The organism is Nocardia sputi, assembly GCF_023501985.1.
Genome location: NZ_JAMFLC010000010.1, coordinates 1 through 20,601 on the forward strand (window position 1 = coordinate 1; position 20,601 = coordinate 20,601).

16 protein-coding genes are annotated in these 20,601 nt (G+C 69.8%); 11 read left to right on the plus strand and 5 right to left on the minus strand.

All coding sequences use genetic code 11. The features are described from left to right. The 3 genes from M8859_RS15705 to M8859_RS15715 form a co-directional block, all read left to right on the plus strand. Nucleotides 1–572: acyl-CoA dehydrogenase C-terminal domain-containing protein (locus M8859_RS15705; protein WP_249644455.1), on the plus strand; the 572-nt coding region annotated here is incomplete at its 5' end. Between the two features lie 193 nt (nucleotides 573–765). Further along, a complete protein-coding gene (locus tag M8859_RS15710) occupies nucleotides 766–1,518 on the plus strand; it encodes a helix-turn-helix domain-containing protein (protein WP_159930581.1) in 753 nt (250 codons plus the stop codon). A 68-nt stretch (nucleotides 1,519–1,586) separates the two neighbouring features. Then, nucleotides 1,587–2,672, plus strand: a complete 1,086-nt coding sequence (locus tag M8859_RS15715) for a glycoside hydrolase family 183 protein (protein WP_159930580.1) — start codon at nucleotides 1,587–1,589, stop codon at nucleotides 2,670–2,672. A 69-nt stretch (nucleotides 2,673–2,741) separates the two neighbouring features. On the opposite strand, the gene M8859_RS15720 is transcribed toward M8859_RS15715, so the two are convergent. Further along, entirely contained in the window at nucleotides 2,742–4,475 is a 1,734-nt protein-coding gene (locus tag M8859_RS15720) for a VanW family protein (protein ID WP_249644456.1), read from the minus strand. A 481-nt stretch (nucleotides 4,476–4,956) separates the two neighbouring features. Here M8859_RS15720 and gnd point away from each other — a divergent pair, with 481 nt between their 5' ends. Next, nucleotides 4,957–5,985 carry a phosphogluconate dehydrogenase (NAD(+)-dependent, decarboxylating) gene (gene gnd / locus M8859_RS15725; protein ID WP_159930578.1) on the plus strand — a complete coding sequence of 343 codons (1,029 nt, stop codon included), beginning with the start codon at nucleotides 4,957–4,959 and terminating at the stop codon, nucleotides 5,983–5,985. A gap of 225 nt (nucleotides 5,986–6,210) precedes the next feature. Here gnd and M8859_RS15730 read toward each other — a convergent pair whose 3' ends face one another. Beyond that, nucleotides 6,211–7,533 (minus strand): acetyl-CoA C-acetyltransferase, encoded by a 1,323-nt coding sequence (locus tag M8859_RS15730; protein WP_249644457.1) that lies wholly within the window; start codon nucleotides 7,531–7,533, stop codon nucleotides 6,211–6,213. 208 nt (nucleotides 7,534–7,741) lie between these two features. Here M8859_RS15730 and M8859_RS15735 point away from each other — a divergent pair, with 208 nt between their 5' ends. Both M8859_RS15735 and M8859_RS15740 read left to right on the plus strand, forming a co-directional pair. Continuing rightward, nucleotides 7,742–9,100 carry a 3-oxoacyl-ACP reductase gene (locus tag M8859_RS15735; protein ID WP_159930576.1) on the plus strand — a complete coding sequence of 453 codons (1,359 nt, stop codon included), beginning with the start codon at nucleotides 7,742–7,744 and terminating at the stop codon, nucleotides 9,098–9,100. Next, nucleotides 9,097–9,987, plus strand: a complete 891-nt coding sequence (locus tag M8859_RS15740; RefSeq protein WP_223519429.1) for a MaoC family dehydratase — start codon at nucleotides 9,097–9,099, stop codon at nucleotides 9,985–9,987. The genes M8859_RS15735 and M8859_RS15740 overlap by 4 nt, the downstream gene beginning before the upstream one ends. A gap of 78 nt (nucleotides 9,988–10,065) precedes the next feature. Here the strand turns inward: M8859_RS15740 and M8859_RS15745 are convergent, their stop codons facing one another. From M8859_RS15745 to M8859_RS15755, 3 genes are all read right to left on the minus strand, one after another. Beyond that, complete coding sequence (locus tag M8859_RS15745) at nucleotides 10,066–11,325, minus strand: DUF5685 family protein (RefSeq protein WP_249644458.1); 1,260 nt, start codon at nucleotides 11,323–11,325, stop codon at nucleotides 10,066–10,068. Nucleotides 11,326–11,435: 110 nt separating this feature from the next. Then, nucleotides 11,436–12,035 (minus strand): TetR/AcrR family transcriptional regulator, encoded by a 600-nt coding sequence (locus tag M8859_RS15750; RefSeq protein ID WP_040870930.1) that lies wholly within the window; start codon nucleotides 12,033–12,035, stop codon nucleotides 11,436–11,438. A 98-nt stretch (nucleotides 12,036–12,133) separates the two neighbouring features. Next, a complete protein-coding gene (locus M8859_RS15755) occupies nucleotides 12,134–13,294 on the minus strand; it encodes a glycoside hydrolase family 3 N-terminal domain-containing protein (RefSeq protein WP_159923219.1) in 1,161 nt (386 codons plus the stop codon). Nucleotides 13,295–13,640: 346 nt separating this feature from the next. Here M8859_RS15755 and M8859_RS15760 point away from each other — a divergent pair, with 346 nt between their 5' ends. The 5 genes from M8859_RS15760 (at nucleotide 13,641) to M8859_RS15780 (ending at nucleotide 20,599) form a co-directional block, all read left to right on the plus strand. Continuing rightward, complete coding sequence (locus M8859_RS15760; RefSeq protein ID WP_159923221.1) at nucleotides 13,641–14,129, plus strand: universal stress protein; 489 nt, start codon at nucleotides 13,641–13,643, stop codon at nucleotides 14,127–14,129. A 53-nt stretch (nucleotides 14,130–14,182) separates the two neighbouring features. Then, nucleotides 14,183–15,277 carry an isochorismate synthase gene (locus M8859_RS15765; RefSeq protein ID WP_249644459.1) on the plus strand — a complete coding sequence of 365 codons (1,095 nt, stop codon included), beginning with the start codon at nucleotides 14,183–14,185 and terminating at the stop codon, nucleotides 15,275–15,277. A gap of 171 nt (nucleotides 15,278–15,448) precedes the next feature. Beyond that, entirely contained in the window at nucleotides 15,449–15,619 is a 171-nt protein-coding gene (locus tag M8859_RS15770; protein ID WP_159923225.1) for a DUF2613 domain-containing protein, read from the plus strand. A 43-nt stretch (nucleotides 15,620–15,662) separates the two neighbouring features. Continuing rightward, nucleotides 15,663–19,979, plus strand: a complete 4,317-nt coding sequence (locus M8859_RS15775; RefSeq protein WP_249644460.1) for an alpha-(1->3)-arabinofuranosyltransferase — start codon at nucleotides 15,663–15,665, stop codon at nucleotides 19,977–19,979. A gap of 119 nt (nucleotides 19,980–20,098) precedes the next feature. Beyond that, the gene (locus M8859_RS15780; protein ID WP_195069725.1) at nucleotides 20,099–20,599 is read left to right on the plus strand and encodes a DinB family protein; all 501 of its coding nucleotides are present in this window, start codon (nucleotides 20,099–20,101) and stop codon (nucleotides 20,597–20,599) included. The last annotated feature ends 2 nt before the right edge of the window (nucleotides 20,600–20,601 follow it).

Genomic DNA, 20,601 nt, shown 5'->3' on the forward strand with positions numbered 1-20,601 from the left:
TGGGCGGTTCCGGCTTCCTGCAGGACTACCCGATCGAGCAGTACATCCGCGACGCGAAGATCGACTCGCTCTACGAGGGCACCACCGCCATCCAGGCGCAGGACTTCTTCTTCCGCAAGATCGCCCGTGACCGCGGCGTCGCGCTGGCCCATGTGGCCGGACAGGTGCAGAAGTTCATCGACGCCGAGGCGGGCAACGGCCGCCTGAAGGGCGAGCGCAAGCTGCTGGCCACCGCGCTGGAGGATGTGCAGGCCATGGCCGCCACGCTCACCGGCCACCTGATGGGCGCCCAGGAGCAGCCGAGCGAGCTGTACAAGGTCGGCCTGGGTTCGGTGCGCTTCCTGCTCTCGGTGGGTGATCTGCTGATCGGCTGGCAGCTGCTGCGCCAGGCCGAGGTCGCCATCGCGGCGCTGGACAACGGCGCCACCGGCGCCGACGAGGCGTTCTACCAGGGCAAGGTCGCGGTCGCGCAGTTCTTCGCGCGCAACATCCTGCCGGAGCTGACCGCCACCCGCGCCGTGCTGTCCAACCTGGACAACGACATCATGGAGCTGGACGAAGCCGCGTTCTGACGCTCGCACCACCGATACGGCACAAAGGCCCGGAGATCTTCTCCGGGCCTTTGTCGTCTAGATTTGTCGTTTCGTGACATTCGATCGCCGTTCGGCGCCGATTCTCTCCGGTAGATTGCGTGCTCCCGGAGGGCAGCAGGAACCTCCCGATCCACACAGTTCGACGCGAAGATTGTCGGCAGGGGTGCCCGAGGTGACGCGCAACACGACTGGCATCGGCGCTTATCTGCGCGAACGACGACTCGCCGCGGGATTGACACCGACCCAACTCGCCCAGCGCGCCGGCCTCGCCGAGGCGGTGCTGGACGAAGTCGAAACGGGCGCGGTCTCGCCGAATCACGCGCTGCTGCAACAATTGTTCGACGCGCTCGAGGTGCCCATCTGGTATCGCAAGCACATCGTCGTGCTGACCTTGCCCAGCTTCTTCACCGCCGCCTACGGACCGGGCCCCGACGTGCCGACCCCGGACGACCGAGCCGACCTGCACAGCCTTCCCGACCCGGCCTGCTACCAGCGGATGCCGACCCAGGATCTGGTGGAGGCCAATTCCGCCTACGAACGCGCCTTTCCCGGAGCTGTCGCCCGAGCGAACGTGCTGGAGTGGATGTTTCTCGACGCGGCGGCCCGGCGGGTGATGGTGGACTGGGCCGTGGAGGCGCACCTGCTCGTGGACGCCTTCCGCATCCTGTCTCCGCTCGCCCCGCGCGAGCGCGTCGAACAGATCGCCGAACGCTGCCGCCGCTCCCCCGATTGGGACCGTATGTGGACCACCGAAGTACGCGCCGCCGACATCCCCCGCCGCAGTTTGCGGGTACGCGAACTCGCCACGGGCCGGATCCGCTCGATGAGCATGCGGGTCTACAGCCCCGAGCTCCCGGAACGCCCGTGGTGGCTGCACCGGCTGGTGACGATCGGCCGAACGCGCGGAGCCCACGCGTCGATGTAGGCGACATCGCGGCGGCGAGCAGGCAGAATTACCCAGCAGACTGCGTCCCACGAGAAGGGAATTGCCGGATGACTCGATCGCTGTCCGCACTCGCCGGAGCCGGCGCGCTCACCGCGGTTCTCGCGCTGACCGCCGCCGCGCCCGCCGGAGCAGACCCGAACAACGTCATACCGATCCCAGCGCTCAACGGCATTCACGGCCTGCCCGAGCTGCCCGGCCCGACCAAAGCGGTGTTCCAGGTGACCGGCATGGACAGCCCGAATCGCACGCAAGCGGTCAACGTGCTCGGCACCGACCTCGGCATCATGTGGGACGACGGCAACGGCCGGATGATCACCGCCTTCGGCGACAGCGCGGGCATCGGCGTGCCCAACCTCCTCGCGGGCAGCCTCTGGGCTTGGACCAGCAACGTGCTGTTCCGCAGCTCCTCGCACGACCCCGCCGACGGCATCATCTTCGACGACGTGGTGCCCAACCCGTTACCGAGCCCCAAGATCCCCGGCATCGAGATCAGCCTGATTCCCACGGCGGGCATCTCGGTGGGCGGCGTGCAGTACATGAGCATGATGTCGGTGCGCGAATGGGGTGATCACGGCAGGTGGCACACCAATTTCTCCACCCTCGCCGCCTCCCATGACGGCGGCACCACGTGGTCGCAGCTCACCCACACCCGCCGTGCCAACGTCGACGGCCACGAGAACTTCCAGCAGAACGCCTTCCTAAAGGCGGGCGGCTACATCTACCGCTACGGCACGCCGGCGGGCCGGAACAATCCCGGTTTCGTCTCCCGCGCGAAAGAAGCCCAGATCGCCGACATCGACGCCTACGAGTACTGGGACGGCAAAGCGTGGAAGCCCACCGACGCCAAGACCGCGGCCCCGATCCTCGGCGGCGTCGCGGAACTCTCTGTCATGTGGAACGAACACCTCGGCCAGTACGTCATGCTGACCACCGACCCGGCCAACAACGTCGTCCTGCGCACCGCGTCCGCCCCGGAAGGGCCGTGGAGCGAGCCTCGCGTCCTCATCGAAGCCCGCTCCCTCCCCACGGCTTACGCGCCGATGATCTACCCCTACCAAACCGGCCGTGACCTCTACTTCCTGGTCACCCAGCACACCCAGTACAACGTGCTGCTGATGAAAACACCGTTGTGAAAGTGCGAATCCGCCCTGTCCAGCGCGGGACGGAGCGGATTCGCTCGGCGTGCGTTCGCCGCTGTTTCCTCACTCGCACTTCACGATGGGAATGGGGTCGTACTTCACCGTGCGGGTCTTGCGGGAGACTTCGCGTCCCGTCTTGCGGTCGGTGATGACGCGGGTGTCGGAGATGGTGAAGCCGGGTGCGCCTTCGGAGGCGATGCAGTCCTTGCCCTTGGGCAAGGTGATCGTGTTGGGTTCGGTGGGTTTGGTCTTCTCGCCGGTGATGGATTCGACATCGACCGTCTTGGTGCCCCACAGGCGGACGGTGATTTCCGAGTCGGTCGCGAAAGTCTCGATGTAGATGCCGGTTTGCGAGTTGTTGCGGAATGCGAGGTCGATCGCGCCGTCGAAGACGGTGGCCTCGCGGGCGGCGGGGTAGCGGGAGATGTAGTAGCTGTGCTCGGTGTGGCCCGCGTCCTCGAGGCCGGCGAAGTACGCCGCGTTGTAGAGCGTGGTGGCGAACTGGCTGATGCCGCCGCCGACGGCGGTGCTGGGACGGCCGTGGTCGATGATGCCGGACTCGACATATCCCTCGGCGGTGCCGCGCGGACCGGTGAACTCGTTGAGCGAGAACGTCTCTCCCGGCTTGACGATCGCGCCGTTGACCTTCCTGGCCACGGTGCGGATATTGACGCCGGAAGGGCCGCTGAAACCACCGGTGGTGAACGATCCGACGGTCTCGATCACGCCGAGACCCTGCGCGGCCTCGGTGGTCAGTCTCGGTTCGATGCGCTCGTAGACCGCCTGCGCGGTCCGCTCGCCCGGGGCGACCAGCAGTGCGGTGAACTGTTCCAAGGTCTTCGGCCAGTTGATCTTGTCGCCGACCACGGCGGGGACCACCGACGGCTTGCCACCGGACACCGCGAACGTCGCGTCCTTCGGCTCCACTTCCGTAGTGGCGAGTTGCGGCGCGAGCAGTCCGATCGCGGCGTCCTGATTCACCGACACTGCCAGACCACCCTGCCCGTCCGGCGCGAAGGTCAGGACGGAGGCGATCTGCTCGGGATCGAGCCTTGCCGCGCCGCCCTTGCCGGCGAAGGAGATCGGCGCCTGCACGGCGGGTTGGGCGATCTCGCGCAGTGCCTTGTCGACGGCTTCCGGACGCACGCCCAATGGCGCGGGAACCACCGGGAGATCCAGCGTCGTCCCGGTGATCCAGTGGTCGGCCAATTCCGTACGAGCGGCGGCGGCGTCGAGCACTCGTCCGGGGACCGGCGGCACCGCGACGGGTCTGGCCCGGTCGAAGGTGATGGTGCCCTCCACCGAGGGGCGGTCGTGCACCCGCAGCTCGGTCAGCTGACGATCCATGGCCTGCTCGTCGACCGCGCTGACGATCGCCACGTCGCGCGTAGTGAAGAAGGAGGCGAGCCGGGTGAACGGATTGAGCGGCTGGGAGCCGATCCGCGACCAGGTGGCGTCCCAGTTCACGGCCAGTCCGGCGGCGCTCGGCACGATGCGGGTCTGCACGTCGCCGATGCGCAGCGGCAGTTCCCGGCTCGTCCTCGGATCGAGTTCGGCGCGCAGAGCGGCATCGGCCGCGGACTTGTCCATGCCGCCGACGTCGACGCCCGCGACGACGGTGCCGCGCGGCACCTCACCCGCGGACAGCACCCAGTCCACCGCGTATCCGAGACCGGCGACCGCCAGGACGGCGCCGACGGCGATACCCGCCCGGCGCACGAGCGCGGTGTCCAGGCGCTTCGGTGGCGGAGTGGAGATCGGGCGACGCGCGGGCGCACGGCGAGGTGCGGGCGGCACGGGCCCTCGCCGGGTAGTGTGCAGAGGCTGAGTAGGCTGCGCGTCGCCGCTCCACGCGACCGACCGGTCCGATCCTTGGGGTTGCTCCGCCCCGAGGAGCTGGCGCCGTCCGACTTCGCCACCAGGGTGTGGGCCGTGTCCTCCGGTGCTCGGCTGGCTCGTCACGAACCGTCCTCCCCGTTCCATGGAATTGTGGACCCGCACGATGCGAGTCCCCGCCAACGATAGTGGTCCCTACCGACAGCGGTCGGCACAGCTCGGGCGTAGAGCAAATCCCGCGCAAAGAACCGGGTACACCACACAAAGAGGCCCGCGCAGTTGCCGGGTCGGGGGTCTGGCAACTGCGCGGAGCCGACCTGTTTATCGGTGTGCCGCCAGGGGCGTTACACCCGCGGGACGAACCGTGACCGATCCCACGCGGGGAGAATCGAGAGGGGGGACGACCCGCCGCAAGACTTCGCATACAAGGGAGATGGATGGCATGCAGTTGGGAATGATCGGCCTCGGCCGGATGGGCGCCAACATCGTGCGTCGCATCGTCAGGGACGGACACACCGCCGTCGGGTACGAACGTCACTCCGCTCACATCGACGAACTGCGCGCCGAGCTCGGGGACAACTTCCGCGGCAGCACCGATCTCGCCGAATTCGTCGGCATGCTCGAGACCCCACGCGTGGTGTGGGTGATGATTCCCGCCGGCGCGACCGGTGCGGTGATCGAACAGGTCGCCGAACTGCTCGAGCCGGACGACATCGTCATCGACGGCGGCAACAGCCGCTATCACGAGGACATCCGGCGCGCCGAGCAGCTGAAACCCAAGGGCATCCACTACGTGGACATCGGCACCTCGGGCGGGGTGTTCGGCCTGGCCCGCGGCTTCTGCCTGATGATCGGCGGAGAGACCGAGCCGGTGAAGTACCTGGATCCGCTGCTGAAGTCCATCGCACCGGGCCTCGAGGCGGCCGAACGGACCGCTGGACGCACCGGCGAGCCGTCCACCGCCGAACTGGGCTACCTGCACTGCGGGCCCGCGGGTGCGGGTCACTTCGTGAAGATGGTGCACAACGGCATCGAGTACGGGGCGATGGCCGCCTACGCCGAGGGGTTGAACATCCTCCAGAAGGCCAACTACGGAGCCGAGCACCCCGGCGAGTTCTCCGCGGAGGAGACACCGCTGGAGCACCCCGAGTACTACCGGTACGACATCGACGTGCCCGAGGTCACCGAGTTGTGGCGGCGAGGCTCGGTGGTCGCCTCCTGGTTGCTGGACCTCACCGCGGCCGCGCTGCACGCGGACCCGAACCTCGATTCCTACAGTGGCCGGGTCTCCGATTCCGGAGAGGGCCGCTGGACCGTCGATGCCGCCATCGACACCGGCGTACCCGTACCCGTCCTGGCCTCGGCCCTCTTCGCGCGCTTCTCCTCCCGAGGCGATGCCCAATACGCGGACAAAGTGCTCTCGGCGATGCGCAAAGCTTTCGGAGGGCACATCGAACTGCCCGGGAAATGAGGCGGTTTCCGCTCCGCGCATGAGCCCGAGAGCGGCGGACTACGGCCCGGTCCGCGAAATCGGCGGATTACTGCCGCCAACAACCTCTTCCCCGACCTATGGGAGCCCGCCCCGCAGCGATCGGCGAAATACGCTCACCGTTCTCACAGCGGACAGACGGCAAGGCGGTATGGGTCCGCTTCTTCGAACCCATACCGCCTTCGATGCCTACCTGCGAGGAGTGGTCTAGCGCTCGAGGATGGCGACGACGCCCTGGCCGCCCGCGGCGCAGATGGAGATCAGGGCTCGGCCGGAGCCCCTTTCGGCGAGCATCTTCGCGGTGGCGGCGACGATGCGGCCGCCGGTGGCGGCGAAGGGGTGGCCCGCGGCCAGCGACGAGCCGTTGACGTTGAGCTTGCTGCGGTCGATCGAGCCGAGCGCGCCGTCGAGGCCGAGGCGCTCCTTGCAGTAGGCGTCGGACTCCCACGCGGCCAGGGTGGCCAGGACCACCGAGGCGAAGGCCTCGTGGATCTCGTAGTAGTCGAAGTCCTGCAGGGTCAGGCCGTTGCGGGCGAGCAGGCGCGGCACCGCGTAGGTCGGCGCCATCAGCAGGCCGTCGGGACCGTGGATGTAGTCGACCGCGGCGACCTCGCTGTCGACCAGGTGGGCCAGCATCGGCAGCTTGCGCTCGGCCGCCCACTCCTCGCTGGACAGCAGCACCGCGGAGGCGCCGTCGGTCAGCGGAGTGGAGTTGCCCGCGGTCATGGTCGCGTCGCCCGCCTTGACGCCGAAGACCGGCTTCAGAGTGGCCAGCTTCTCGATCGAGGAGTTCGGCCGCAGGTTGTCGTCGCGGGTGAGACCGAGGAACGGCGTGATCAGGTCGTCGAAGAAACCGCGGTCGTAGGCGGCCGCCATGTTCTTGTGCGACAGGTAGGCCAGCTCGTCCTGCGCCTCGCGCGGGATGCCGAACTCCTTGGCGGTGATGGCGGCGTGCTCACCCATGGACAACCCGGTGCGCGGCTCGGCGTTGCGGGGGATCTCGATGCCCAGCATGCTCGGGCGCAGCTGGCCGACCAGCTTGAGGCGGTCTTTGTTGGTCTTGGCGCGGTTGGCGTCGAGCATCCACTCCCGCATGCCCTCGCTCACGCCGATCGGAGCGTCCGAGGTGGTGTCGGTGCCGCCGCCGACGCCGGCCTCGATGCGGCCCGCGGCGATCGCGTCACCGACGGTGACGATCGCCTGGAGCCCGGTGCCGCAGGCCAGCTGCAGGTCGTGCGCCGGGGTGTACGGGCTGAGCTTGCTGCCGAGCACGCTCTCCCGGATCAGCCCGTGCTCGCCGACCCGCTTCAGTACGGCGCCGCCGACGACCATGCCGAGCCGATCGCCCTGCAGGCCGAAGCGGCTGACGAGACCGTCCAGCGCGGCGGTGAACATGTCCTGGTTGGAGGCGTGCGCGTACGCCTTGTCCGAGCGAGCGAACGGAATCCGGTTGCCGCCCACGATCGCGACCGGGCGGGTGGTCTTACCGGTATTGGCGGTGCTCTTCGCCGAACGGGCTTTGCTAGTCACTCGAGTCTCCAAGGTCTCGTGGATGGATGTCCCGGTGGCCCGGTCCGGCGCGGACATTCCACGCTGATCGGCGCCCCGTCGCGGTTGTTTACATTAAACTTACTCTGGAGTAAGTTTAATGTCGACACGTACCCCGCAAATGTGCGCCAGCAAACCACGCCGGGGCTACCCCAGACCCGAGAGACTGAACTCAGAAAAGGTAGGAATAGTGGCAGCCAGCAAGAGCAAGGGTGCTCCCAACCTCTACGGATCGTTCGTACACTCCGCACCTGGCGCGTTCCTGGCCAGCAAGCTCAACCTTCCGAAGCCGGAGGCATTGCGCCGCTACGTCAAGGGCGAGCCCGCGCTGCCGGGCCCGGTGCTGATCGGCGGCAAGGGCCGGGTCGCCGAGCCGGTGCGCGCGCTGCTGTCGGACTACACCTTCGCCGACGCGCTCAGCCCCGAAACCAAGTACGGCGCATTGGTGTTCGACGCCACCGGCATCGGCACCATCGAGGACCTCTCGCAGCTGTTCGAATTCTTCCAGCCCGCCCTGCGCAGCCTCACCCCGTCCGGGCGCATCGTGGTCATCGGCACCACGCCCGAGCTGGCGTCCGGCGTGGACCAGCAGATCGCGCAGCGCGCGCTGGAGGGCTTCACCCGCTCGGTGGCCAAGGAACTGCTGCGCGGCTCGACCGCTCAGCTGGTCTACCTGCACCCGGATGCGTCCGCCGCGGCGACCGGCTTGGAGTCGACCCTGCGCTTCCTGCTCTCGGCCAAGTCGGCGTTCGTCGACGGCCAGGTGATCCGGGTCGGCAAGGACGACGCGAGCGCGCCCGCCGACTGGGACCGCCCGCTGGACGGCAAGGTCGCCGTGGTCACCGGCGCGGCGCGCGGCATCGGCGCGACCATCGCCGAGGTGTTCGCCCGCGACGGGGCCCAGGTGATCGTGGCCGACATCCCAGCAGCGGGTGAAGCGCTGTCGGAGACCGCGAACAAAGTGGGCGGCACCGCGCTCGCGCTCGACGTGACCGCGCCCGACGCGGCGGAGAAGCTGGCCGAGTTCGCCACCGAGCGTTTCGGCGGCATCGACATCATCGTGCACAACGCGGGCATCACCCGCGACAAACTGCTGGCGAACATGGACGAGGGCCGCTGGAACGCGGTCATCAACGTCAATCTCGCCGCGCCGCACCGGATCACCGAGGGCCTGGTGGCCAGGGGCGCGCTGAAGGAGGGCGGTCGCGTGATCGACGTGTCCTCGATCGCGGGCATCGCGGGCAACCGCGGCCAGACCAACTACGGCGCCTCCAAGGCGGGCGTCATCGGCATGGTCGACGCCGAGGCGCCGAAACTGGCGGAGAAGAACATCACCATCAACGCCGTCGCGCCCGGTTTCATCGAGACCGCGATGACCGCAGCCATCCCGCTGGCCACCCGGGAGGCGGGCCGGCTGATGAGTTCGCTGCTGCAGGGCGGTCAGACCGTCGACGTCGCCGAGACCATCGCCTACTTCGCGAGCCCGGCTTCCAACGCGGTGACCGGCAACGTGGTGCGGGTCTGCGGGCAGAGCCTGATCGGAGCATGATGACCCAGGCGCAGGCAGGCCGAGAGAAGACGCAGGTGATCGCCCTCACCGAACCGCCGAAGAACAGCCGCCTGTTCGCGAAGGCCGCACTCGGTGCGGTGCCGCTGCTCTCGGCGCGCAAGCCGACGCTGCCGGACCGGGCCGTGCAGCTCGAGGGCCTGCGGGTGGATCCGGATCATCTGGCCGCCTATTGCCGGGCTACCGGTCTTCGGTTCGGCGACGCGCTGCCGCTGACCTATCCGTTCATCCTGACCTTCCCGCTGGCGATGCAGCTGGTGGTGGCGCGGGATTTCCCGTTCGTGGCGGTGGGCGCGGTGCACGCGCAGAACGTCATCGAGCGCACCCGGGACATCTCGGTGAGCGAGCCGCTGGACATCCGCACGCACATCGAGAACCTTCGCGAGCACCCGAAGGGGCTGCTCGTCGACGCGATCAGCGATGTGAAGGTGGGGCGGGAACTGGTGTGGCACCAGGTCACCACGTTCCTACACCAGCAGCGCACCTCGCTGTCGGGCGGGCCGAAGCAGGAGCCGAAGCCCGACGAGGTCCCGCCGCCACCGCTGCGCACGTTGCGGGTGGATCAGAAGACGATCACCCGCTACGCCGCCGCGTCCGGTGACCACAACCCGATCCACACCTCGGCGTTGGGCGCCAAGGCGTTCGGCTTCCCGAGGTCGATCGCCCACGGCATGTGGTCGGCCGCGGCCATCCTCGGCGCCGTCGAGGGGCGCATCCCGGAACACACCACGTACTCGGTCAAGTTCGGTAAGCCGATTCTGCTGCCTTCCACCGTCAACGTGTATGCCGACCAGGCCGAAGGTGGTTGGGATCTGGCACTGCGCCACCCGAAGAAGGGATACCCGCATCTGACGGCGACCCTGCGCTGAACGATCCGCTGAGCCGCATCCCGATCTGGGTGAATCGGGATGCGGCTCAGTGCGTTCGGCGAGCTCTGCGGGTGCGGATCAGCAGTCGCAATTGCAGTTGCAGCAGCCGCAGTCACCGCAATTGCAGCAGCCGCAGTCACATTCGCCGCAATCGCCGCAGTCGCAATTCTTGATCCAGGCGTCCTTGCGTTCGCCGGTGCACGGCTGAGTGTGGTCGGCGCAGCACGCGTACCCGGTGCAGTAGCCGCCCAGGATGAGCGCGAGGGATTCGCCGACGCCCGGACGACGGGTCGGCGGACGGCTCCCGGTTCCCGGTACGCGGGCGCGAACCTCGGCGCGCGGCGAGCCTTCGGTATCGGGCGACGCCGAGCAGGTGTGGGCGGCGAAGGTCCCCAGACCGTGACCGAGCCGCCGCAGCACCGCGGTCAGCGGGTCCAGCAGCATCCAGCGGACGGTGGGCACCCGGCTCAGCTCGGCCGCCGCGACGGCCGCGCGCAGGCGCGAATTCGATTGCCGCAGCAGGTCGTAAGCCTCGGGCACGGTGATTCCGGTGATCGCGAGGGGGTTGAAGCGATCATGGGTGGCGTCGTCGTCGTAGTCGGCGACGGCATCGGCCAGATGCGCGATCCGGCCGAACTCCCACCCTGCCTGCCGCAACGCATCGATATTGCCCGGGCGGTCGGCCAGCACGGCGGTGTGCGCGAAGAACGACGAGGCGCACAGCTGGGTCGGCGCGGTCAAGCGGTCGAGCGGATCGGCCGACGGCCCCATCGCCGAGCGCCAATGCGGCGAAGCGGCAAGCGGTTCCGGCTCGAACCCGGCCGACCCCGCCCTGCCCGAACCGCCCACCGCGACTTTCGCCTCCTGCTCCAGTCGCACCTGCGCGTTCAGCGCCGCGACGAGCGGTTCGACGTCGAGACCGATCCGCTCCGCGCCCGCGCGGGCTTCCCGGTCCCAGCGCGTCGCGGCTTTCGCCAGCGGCGCGCGGGCGAGCGCGGCAACCTCGCCGTCGTCCACGTGGTCGCGAATCTTGGCCGCCGCCAACAGCAGTGAGGCGGTGGTGGCGAGCTGAACGCCGGGCGAATCGGCGGTGGCCACCGACGCGCGGCGCATTCCCCGCAGCGGACACGGCGCCGCGGTGGTGCGTGCCGACGAACCGGACTGCGCCTCGGTGAGCATGCTCAGCACCAGCGCGTCCTTGTTGGTGGTGGCGCGGGCGAGCTGACCGTGCCCGTCCCGCAGCCCGAGACACAAACCGCACAGATGCGCACGCCACTCGGCCGCATCGATTCCGTACTTCTGAGCGCCGTGCGCACACGGCCTGAGCAACCCGAACACTTCCGCCCCGTTTCTCCCGGCTCGATCGAATGAGCCGGTCCGCGTTTTGCGAACTCACGCACTGTGGCAGGAGGGCGGCGCGGAGGCAACCAGGGTGGGCAAAAGGCGGGCTACTCGGTTTTCTTCCGGCCCGCCAGGCCGCGCCAGGCCAAGTCGTCCAACAGGTCGACCGCCTCGGCGACTTCGATGCGGCCACTGGCCAGCCGGTCGGCGATGGCCTCGCCCGCGCCGATCACCGCGACCGCGACAACGTCGAAGTTCGTCCCCGGTTCGGCGTGCTTGGCGCTGGACTCCAGCAGTTTGGCGGTCAGCTCGATGACGCGTTCGCGCGCGTTCTCGATCTCCGAGGCGAACGCCTGCTGGCCGATGGCCTGCCGGTAGAGCACCTGCCAGGAGCGCCGGTTGCGGTCGACGAAACCGAGGAAGCCCTCCAGCGCGGTGCGCACCTGCTCGTGTGGCGTCAACAACGGGTTGCCCGCGGGCGCGACCGATTCGATGAACCGCAGCCCCTCCCGCTGGATGCAGGCACGGAATAGCTCGTCCTTGGAGCCGTAGTACAGATAGAGCATCGGCTTGGAGATCTTCGCCTCGGCGGCGATCGCGTCCATCGACGTGTCGTGAAAGCCTTTACGCGAGAAGACCTCCACGGCGGCGTCGAGCATCTGCTGCTCGCGTACAGCCCGCGGAAGTCGCTTCGTACCGCCCGCCATCAACACTCCTACCACAGGTGAATCTCATATATTACTCCAAGGTAAGTTCCGGCGGTCCGATTTGCTCACCAGTCGCCCGACTCGGCCGTGCGGCGCGCTCAGCAGCGCGGCAGCGCACCTTTGAACGCGGCCATGCGCAACACCGAGGCATCCACCTGCGCCATCGGCAGGCGCCCGCTCGACACGGCCTGCTCCAGCCGGTCGAGCACCTGAGGCACCGCATCGGTGGTGATCCACAGGGCATTGTCCGCGCCGGCGAGCAGCGCGGCTTCGACGGCGTCTTCGATCGACATCCGGCTGGTGATCGCCGCCATGCCGCCGAGATCGTCGGTGAAGATCGGTCCCTGGAACGCGGCGGCGCCGTAACCGGTGCCCTCGCGCAGCAAACGCATCGTTTCCGGGCTGATGCTGGCGGGGACGTCCGGTGTGGTCAGTCCGGGCACGTCCAAGTGACCGACCATGACGGCGGCGCCCGAACCGACCAGGTCGCGGAACGGCGCCAAGTCCACCGTCTGCATCTGCTCCAGCGGCGGGGTGCGCACCGCGCCGGTGTGCGAGTCGCCCGAGGCGGAACCGTGGCCGGGGAAGTGCTTCATCACCGTGCCGACGCCGACCTCGCGCATAGCCCGGATGTAGGCGTCCGCGTAGCGGGTGACCACCGCCGGATCGTCGGAGAAGGAGCGGTCGCCGATGACCGTGTCGTCGGGCTGGGAGCTGACGTCGACATCGGGGGCGAAGTTCACCGTCACGCCGAGGTCCTTCAGCGCCCGACCCCTGGCCAGCGTCGCGCTGTAGTACTGCTCGGGACTCATGGTCTGGGCCGTCTCCCGCGCCGACGGAGCCGGGCCGATCAGGTCGCGCACCCGCGAGACGCGGCCGCCTTCCTCATCGATGGTGACCATCAGCGGTACCTTGGCGGCCTGTGTCACCTGCGTGATCTGCCCGGAACCGAGCAGCGCCTCGTCGGTCCAGCCGCCCACGAAGATGCCGCCGATCTGCTCATCGCGCACCACGCCGGCGGCGTCGGCGGCGCCGGTGACGCCGACGGTCAGCAACTGGGCGAGTTTCCCGCGGGTGGTGAACTGCGCGAGGTATCCGGCGTTGCAGTCCGGGGGCGCCGAGCCGGTAGCCGGGATCGCTGCGGTGGTCGCTTCCGGCGTGGTGGTGCTCGACGAGGCCGACTCGGTGGAGCCGCCGTTCGAGCAGGCGGTCGCGACGGCGGCGAGAACGGCGAGGACGAGCAGAGGCGTCTTCCGCATAGAGGCCAACCGTACTCGTCGCGAGGTGCGCGACCGCAGTCGCTCCAGCCCTACCGGGCAGGTAACTCGCGCGCGGCGCCGAATGGCCGTCCCGGCGCGGGGCCGCCTCGGAGCGATATCACCGGCGGCGCCGAGCATTTCGTGTCGCCGCCCTCCGGCAGCGCGCCGGCGCCGGCCGCGCGCCGCCTGCCGCCGCTCATGCTCGGACGGGATACGCCGGACATCACCGCGGCCGGGCTGGTCGCGGCCCGCGTTCTCGCAGGTGGAAGCCGGAAAACGAGCCGGTTGACGCGCGCCGCCGAGGGTAACCTCATGGTGTCGGCATGCGCCTGCCCAGGAGGTCATCGTGCCCTGCGATCTGATGCTCATCGCCTACGACGGCTCGGAGAACGCCAAACGCGCCGTCCAATACGCCGGGCGATTCCTCAGCGCGAATAGAGCCATCGTGCTGACCGCCTGGGAGCCCATGGTGCGTCAAGCCGCTCGCCTGTCCGGGCTTTCGGGCGTCATGCAACCGGAATGGGTGCCCGACGACCAGCTCGAGGACATCGCCTACGTCGACGCGCGCGCCACCAACGCCGAGGGCGTGCGGCTGGCCGAGTCGGCGGGACTGAACGCCGAGGCGCGCACCGCCGAATGCACCACGACCATCTGGAACGCCATCGTCGATTGCGCCGACGAGCTGGACGTCGACATCATCGTCGCAGGCACCCGTGGCGCCACCGGGATTCGCGCGCTCCTGCACAGCAGCGTCGCCGACGCCGTCCTCAAGCACTGCCACCGCCCCGTTCTGCTGGTCCCACCGGGCAAGAACTCCCCGGCCGCGCACGCGTGAGATCTGGATCGCTCCAGCGCGATGGGGCGCGTCGACGGGGTTAGGTTGGGGTCATGGATGGGTTCCTGCTTGCTCGGGCCGACGGAGTTGTTCGGGGTCATGGGAGCCGCGTCTTCTTCGACGACGCGCGAAAAGCGCGGGCAGCGCTGCGGGAGGGCCGCGCGGAGCTGGTCGTCGGTGCGTTGCCCTTCGATCCACGCAAGCCCGCCGCGCTGTGTGTGCCGGAGCACGCCGAGCACACGGCGGGTCCCTGGCGGCCCGCCGCGCTGCCGGATCTGCCCGACGTGCGAGTGGTGGCCGAGATACCGAGCCCGGCCGAGCACGTGGCGCGCGTGACGAAGCTGGTCGAGCAGCTCAACGATCCCGCGCAACCACTCCGCAAAGTGGTCGCGGCGCGTTCGGTGCTGGCCGAGGCGCGTTCGGCGCTCGACCCGGAAGTCGTCGCCGGGCACCTGCTGACCAGGCATCCGCACGCGAACGTCTTCGCGGTCGACCTGACGCCCGCCGGACGCCCCGGCGCCACCCTGGTGGGGGCGACGCCGGAGGTGCTGATCGCTCGGCAGGGCGACATCGTGACGCTGCGCCCGCTCGCGGGCACCTCGCCGCGGCTGCCCGACCCGGATGCCGATGCCGCCCAGGCCCGGGAATTGCTGACCAGCACCAAGAATCGCGACGAGCACGCGTTCGTGATCGACTGGATCCGGGAGCGGCTCGGCCCGATCTGCGCCGAACTGTCGATTCCTGACACACCGGAGCTGGTCAGCACCCATGAGGTGTGGCACCTGGCGACGCCGGTCACCGGCCGCCTGAGCGACGCCACGATCACCGCACTCGACTTGGCGCTGCTGCTGCACCCGACGCCCGCGGTCTGCGGCACCCCCACCGATCTGGCTCTGGACACGATCACGCAGATCGAGGAAGACCGCGGGTTCTACGGCGGCGCTGTCGGCTGGTGCGACGCGGACGGCGACGGCGCCTGGGTGGTCGCGATCCGCTGTGCGGAACTCTCGGCCGACGGCCGAACCGTGCGGGCGCACGCTGGCGGCGGCATCGTCGCGGCCTCCGACCCGCAGGCGGAACTCGACGAGACGACCGCGAAACTGCGCACCCTCCTCGGCGCGCTGCACTGCGCTCTGCCCTCGCGCTGAAGCGCCCGATCGGGACCGTCCGGCAGCAGCGTGCCGAGCTGCTCGGTGCGCTCCAGGCGGCGGTCCGCCGGACAAGCCGCCGGAGATTCGGCGGCCTGAACGCATACAAATACCGGACGCCCTGCTAGGTTGACCGGGAACGTGCCTGCATCGACGTATTGGAGTGCCGCGATGAAGTTTGCTGTCCCTGGTGTTGCGAGTGCCGTCGCGGGCGCCGTGCTGGGCGTCATCGGTGTCTTCCTGATCACCATGGCGATCCAGCAGAACACGCGACCGGACATCGACCGCAGCGGCGACAAGGACTCCTCGCTGCTGAACAACGTTGAGTACGGCAGCCGCTGACCCGCTGACCTCCGCTTCACCCGCCGACTCGCTCGGATCGCCCGTGGCGCCGGGGCAGCACAGCACCGCGCCGCTGGGCAGACGTTGGTTCGCCGCGACCGTCGTCGCGGCGTTCCTGCTGACCTTCGCGCAGGCGCCCGGCCTCACGGTCGCCGACACGAAATACGACCTGGCGCAGAATCCGCTCGGCTTTCTCGCACGCGCGAGCCATCTGTGGAGTAGCCAGGCGCCGATGGGCCAGGTGCAGAACCAGGCCTACGGATACTTCTTCCCGCACGGTGCGTTCTTCTCGCTCGGCCATGTGCTGAACGTGCCTGCCTGGGTGACGCAGCGGATCTGGTGGGCGCTGCTGCTGCTCGCCGGATTCTGGGGGATCGTCCGCCTCTGCGAAACGCTGGGCATCGGGACGCGCGGGTCGCGCGTCGTCGCCGCGCTCGCCTTCGCGCTGTCGCCACGGGTACTGACCACCATCGGGTCGATCTCCTCGGAGACGCTGCCGATGATGCTGGCGCCGTGGGTGCTGCTGGCGCCCGCCGCGCTCGGCGTCGCCCGGCGCGACCGGCGGCGGGGCGGAGCCGCCTCGCCCGCCGGAAGCGCGCTGGCGCTGGCCTTGATGGGCTCGGTCAACGCGGTCGCGACGGTGGCCGCCTTCCTGCCCGCTCTGCTGTGGTGGGCGTCCTACCGGCCGAACCGGCGGTGGTGGCGTTTCACCGCGGCGTGGATCCCGTTGCTGGTGCTGGCCACGTTCTGGTGGGTGGTGCCGCTGCTGCTGCTCGGCAAGGTGAGCCCACCGTTCCTGGACTACATCGAGTCCTCGGGCGTGACCACACAGTGGGCGTCGCTGGGCGAAGTGCTGCGCGGCACCGACAGTTGGACGCCGTTCGTCTCGCCGGAGCGTATCGCGGGCGCGGTGCTGGTGACCCAGCCTGCGGCGGTGCTGGCGACCGGGTTGGTCGCGGCGGCGGGCATGGCGGGCCTGGCTCTGCGGTCCATGCCGTATCGCGGCAGGCTCGTGCTGATCCTGTGTGTCGGGCTGGTCGGTATCTGCGCCGGATTCGTCGGTGAGCTGGGTGGACCGTTCGCGGAGTCGGTGCGCGTCTTCCTGGACTCCGGCGGCGCCCCGCTGCGCAACGTGCACAAGCTGGAGCCGCTGATCCGTATCCCGCTCGTGCTCGGGCTGGCTCAGCTGCTCGCCCGGGTTCCGCTGCCCGCCTCCGCGCCGCTGCCGGTCTGGCGCGGCGCGTTCGCGCACCCGGAACGGGACCGCGCGGTCGCGGTCGCGGCGCTGATCCTCACCGCGCTCGCCCTGTCCACCTCACTGGCCTGGACCGGCAGACTCGCGCCGCGCGGCGCCTACGACCACGTGCCCGCCTACTGGCAGCAGACCGCCGACTGGCTGGCGGACAACGCCGCCGACACCCGCGCTCTGGTGGTGCCCGGCGCTCCCTTCGGCAGCCAGGTCTGGGGACTCACCCGCGACGAACCGCTGCAAGCGCTGGCCGAAACCCCCTGGGCGGTCCGCGACGCGGTGCCGCTGAACCCGCCCGGCACCATTCGCGCGATGGATTCGGTGCAGCGGCTCATCGCCGACGGCAGGCCCTCGGCGGGGCTCGCCGCGACACTGACGGCCCAGGGCATCGGCGTCGTCGTCCTGCGTAACGACCTCGACCCGGAGACTTCCCGCTCGACCCGGCCGATACTCGCCCACCAGGCGCTCGACGGCTCGCCCGGCCTGCGCAAGGTGGCCGAGTTCGGCGATCCGATCGAATCCGTGGTGATCGCCGACGACCTGGTGGCCGACGGCGACCTGCGCCCGCCGTACCCGGCCATCGAGATCTACCGGGTGGACGCGCCGGGACCGGGCACGCCCGCCGAGGTACGAGGCGGAACCGGCGCACCGGAGGCGTTCCCCGGCGCGTACACCGTTCCGCTGGGGGACGTTCCGGTCGTCCAGGGTGGACCGGAAGTGCTCGAGCGAATGCATCGTGACCCGGGCGCCAACCGGACCCTCACCTTGCTCGCCGCCGACGCGGCCGAGGCCGGGTTGCCGATCGGCCCGGTGACCGTCACGGACACGCCGATGGATCGCGAAGCCGATTTCGGCCGGGTGGACAATCACAACTCGGCGCTGCGCGCCCCCGACGACGCGCGCCGCACGCACAACCTGGTGCCCGATTATCTCGTGCCCGGCGCGGAACTGGTGCGCGGTGAATGGTCCGGCGCCACGATCACCGCGTCGAGTTCGGCCGCGGACGCCACCCAGCTCGGCGGAGCGGCGCCGGGCAGTTCGACCGCGGCCGTCGTCGACGGCGACCCGGCCACCGCGTGGATCAGCAACGGCATCGAACGCGCCCTCGGCCAGTGGCTCCGGCTCGATCTCGATCGCCCCATCCGAGCCGGGCAGCTCAGCATGACGACCAGTTCGGCCGCCATCGGCGACCCGATCAAGTGGATCGAAGTGCGCACCGCGAACGGCACCGTCTCGGTCCGGGTCTCCGAACCCGGTGTGCCGGTCTCGGTTTCACTGCCCGCGGGCCGCACCGAGTGGCTGACCATCACCGCCATTCGAACCGAAGGCGGCTCCGGCGGCGGGCAATTCGGCCTCAGCGAACTCGCGCTGGACGACTATTCGCAGCGCGACGCGCCCGTGCGGGTAGACATCCGGCACCGGACCGTGGTGCCGTCGGGTCCAGCCGACGCTCGCGTGCGGGCGTGGGATCTCGGCCAGGAATTCCCCGGCCGCAGCGCGTGTTTCGACGCGCCCGACCGGGTGCGTTGCAGCAAAGGTCTGGCCCTGGCGCCGGAGGAGCCCGGCACGTTCCAGCGCACGCTGACCGTTCCGGAGCCGATGGCGGTCTTCCCGGAACTGACCGTCCGCACCAGGCAGGGTCCGGCCCTGGAGGCGCTGCTCACCGACCGCGCCCGCCCGGTGGCCAGGGGCAAAGCCGACGTGGGCGATTTGCGCGGCGCCGCCTTCGCCGCGACCGACGGCGATCCGCGTACCAGCTGGACCGCACCGGAGGACTCGGTCCGCGAACTGACCGGCGGCAGGCCGACCCTCACGATCGAGCTGCCCGAGCCCGTGCTGGTGACCGGCCTGGAACTGACCCCATCGCTCGGCGGCCTGCCCGCGGCGCCCACCTCGGTGACGGTGAATCTCGGTGACGGTCCGCAAGTGCGCGAGCTGGACGACGGCGATCCGGGCGCGCCGACGCGAATCTCCCTGCACCCCACCGTGACCGATCGCATCGAGCTCAGCATGCGGACCTGGCGGCCGGTACTGGACAAGACCGCGCTCGGCTTCGTGCAGACCCAGCCGTCCGGCCTGGCGGAGGTGGCGGTCCTGGGGCCGGACTACCCCACGGCCGCGCCACTGGACCGCGAGATCACCGTCCCGTGTGCGCTGGGCCCGACGATCGACGCCGGCGGGCGCACTTTGCGCACCACGGTCACCGCCACCGTCGGCGAATTGCGTTCCGGCGCACCGGTTCCCGCCCGGGTGTGCACCGACGACGCGGCCGAGCCGGAGTCCGGGGCACCGGGCGAGCTCGCGCTGCCGCAGGGCCGGGCCGACGTGGCGGTCGGGCCGACGGACCTGTTCTTCGTGGATCGGCTGCGCTTGAACCGCTCCGGGACGGAAACCTCCGCTCCGCCGGTGTCCGACGCCCGAACCCGCCTGCTCGTGCTGCCGCTGAGCACCAACGTCGGATGGCGCGCGACCAGCGCGGACGGGCGCGCGCTCGAACCGGTGGTGGTCGACGGCTGGCGGCAGGCCTGGCTGCTGCCTGCCGATGCCACCGGCCCGGTGACGGTCGCTTTCCCGGTCGATCGCTGGTATCGCCTCGGCATCTTCGGCGGCCTGCTGCTGCTCCTGCCGCTCGCTGTCCTGGCCGTCCCCCGTCGCGGCCGCGGATCGACCCGCACCGATGCGGTCGAATCCGAGCAGGTCCGCGCCGACACGCACTCCCCTGCCCCCGACGCGCGCGGCGAAGTGCCGGACACCTGGGGCCGCCGCTGGCTGGGCGCGGTGGGACTCGCCGGTGCGACCACCGTGATCGCCGGTCCGGTGGGCGCGGGCGTCACAGTGATCGCCTTGGCCGCGCATCGTTGGACGTCGTATCTCCCCGCCCGGGCCCTCGTCGTCGTCGCGGGTGTGGGCACGATGCTGTCGGCCGCCGTGCTGTCCACCGGTCCATGGCGCTCGTCCGAGGGTTATATGGGCGGGTCCTTGCTGGTGCAACTGCCCGCCCTGGTCGCGATCGTCGCGGTAGGAGTCGCGGCGCTGCCCCGGCCGAAACGCGCCGAACGAGCCGGTGGCGGCCGGTCGGAGGATGCCGAGCCTTCGGCGCCACCGCGCTGACCGCTCACCGGTCGTCGTCACGCGCCGACGCGCCGACCGGAACGCACGAACGGTCTCCGGTCGCCGAGGCGCCCATTCGCCATGCGACGCAACGGCACTGGTTGCTAACGTGACCACGCGTGAACACCTGTGCCGAATGCGGTTTCGTCTACGACTTGGCTTCGGCGGCCGACGTGCCGTCGCTGGCACGGGAGCACGCCGTGGAATACGCCGATCTGCTCGGTAGCGACAGCGGCAGACTACGACAGCGCGGCAAGCCCGATGTCTGGTCGCCCCTGGAATACGCCTGCCACATGCGCGATGTCCTGCTGGCCCAGCGCGAGCGCGTGCTGGAGGCCCGCCGCTCGGACAACCCGACCGTCACGCCGATGGGCCGGGACGAGCGCGTCGAGTACGACGGCTACGCCGAGCAGAATCCCGCGGACGTGGCCCGCCAGATCCGCGACGCCGCGCTGCTGTTCGCCAACGTGCTGGAGCGGCTCGGCGACGACGACTGGGAGCGCACGCTGCGTTTTCCCTACCCGGAGCCCGACGAGCGTTCGCTGCGCTGGCTCGCGGTGCACACCCTGCACGAGCTGCGCCACCACCTGGTGGACATGCACCGGCAACTGGACGGCTGACC